This window comes from Roseomonas sp. TAS13, assembly GCF_001950415.1.
GTDB classification, from domain to species: Bacteria; Pseudomonadota; Alphaproteobacteria; order Acetobacterales; family Acetobacteraceae; genus Roseomonas; species Roseomonas mucosa.
This window is the reverse complement of record NZ_BDLP01000621.1, coordinates 1-1,609: the sequence shown is the minus strand read 5'-3', so window position 1 is coordinate 1,609 and position 1,609 is coordinate 1. Positions and strand designations below refer to the sequence as shown.

General features: G+C 64.1%; 1 protein-coding gene and 1 pseudogene. Both read left to right on the top strand.

Annotated elements, in window-relative coordinates; translation table 11 throughout:
• Positions 1 to 158: 158 nt before the first annotated feature.
• Entirely contained in the window at positions 159 to 1,265 is a 1,107-nt protein-coding gene (locus ROTAS13_RS24285) for an NADH:flavin oxidoreductase (RefSeq protein ID WP_075823646.1), read from the top strand.
• A 223-nt stretch (positions 1,266 to 1,488) separates the two neighbouring features.
• Positions 1,489 to 1,609, top strand: a pseudogene (locus ROTAS13_RS28355) (helix-turn-helix domain-containing protein); the annotation flags it as partial.

Sequence of the window (1,609 nt, the reverse complement as noted above, 5' to 3'; positions counted from 1 at the left end):
GAGCCGCGCGCAAGCTGCGCGCGGGCGGCAGGGGTCCACATGGGCCACCTCGAAGGACGTCAGACACCCTCCGAACGCGCAGAACTCCCGCCGCTCACCCCGCCTCAGCCGTTATGAAACGGGTTCTAAGAGGGCTCCGCCGCTACAGGAAAACCCTCATGACCGCCGAGACCCTCTTTCGCCCCTTCCACCTAAAAACGCTCGATCTTAGGAACAGGATCGTGATGGCCCCGATGACACGGGCGCTTGCACCGGATGGCATCCCGGCGCAGGCCAACGTGGCGTATTACCAGCGCCGCGCCTTGGGCGAGGTCGGGCTCATACTGTCCGAGGGCACGGTGATCGACCGACCGGCATCCCGAAACCTGCCGGGCATTCCCTTCTTCCATGGCGATGCCGCCCTAAAGGGATGGCGGCAGGTGATTGATGCCGTACACGAAGCCGGCGGCAAGATGGGGCCACAACTCTGGCACACGGGATCGACCCGCGCCTCGGATTGGGAGCCGGATGCACCCGTCGAAAGCCCGTCCGGACTGCTGGACCCAGGCACCCCGCGGGGTCGGGCGATGAGCGAGGAGGATATTGCCGACACGGTATCCGCCTTCGCCAGAGCCGCGTGTGACGCTAGGGCTCTCGGCTTCGACACGATTGAGATCCACGGCGCGCACGGCTACCTGATCGACCAGTTCTTCTGGAGCGGGACCAATAAACGGCCTGACCGCTATGGCGGTGCGACGATCCGGGAGCGATCGCGCTTCGCAGCCGAGGTGGTGACGGCGATCCGCGCTGCGGTCGGTCCCGACTACCCGATCATCCTGCGCGTCAGTCAATGGAAGCAGCAGGATTATTCGGTGCGACTGGCATCGAGCCCCGCGCTGATGACCGACTGGCTGCTGCCGCTGGTCGAGGCCGGCGTAGACGTGCTGCATTGCTCACAACGCCGCTTCGACGAGCCCGAATTTCCGGAAATTGACGGAAGAGGCGGCCTGAACTTCGCAGGTTGGGCAAAGAAGCTGACCGGGGCCGCTACGATCAGCGTCGGCTCTGTCGGCCTCACGGAGGACTTCTTCGGAGCCTTTACCGGCGAGGGTTCAACGTTTGCCGGCCTGGACCGATTGATTGAGCGCATGGAGCGCGACGAGTTCGATCTGATTGCCGTCGGCCGCGCCCTGCTCAGCGATCCACAGTGGGTTGCCAAGGTGCGGGCGGGCGACGCCGAAAGGCTCAAAGGGTTCGACCCTGCCGCGCTGACCGAGTTGGTCTGAGAGGATCGTTGAAACATAGGTCAATCCGCGACGGTTCCCGCAAGGAACCAGTCGCGGGCACATCGGGGGGCGGCCCTATCAACGACTCTGGCGGGGTTATTCCCGATAGTGTGGATCGGCATGGAATAGGAACCCTGTTGGAGGGGTGATCGGCGTCCAAACGGGACCCCACTGACGGCGGGGTTCACAGTGGTTTCCGGGATGATCGGGAGCCAGTGCTGGGATGCTGGTCGTGGAGACAGTGGCAAAGATCCGGCGCCTGCACCGGGTGCAGGGCAAGTCGATCAAGGCGATCTGTCGTGAGCTCGGGATTTCGCGAAAGGTGGTCCGGAAGGTTCTGCGGT

Bases quoted from the DNA above. Each gene is read 5' to 3' on its own strand.
- ROTAS13_RS24285 (WP_075823646.1), top strand. From the start codon at position 159: ATGACCGCCGAGACCCTCTTTCGCCCCTTCCACCTAAAAACGCTCGAT.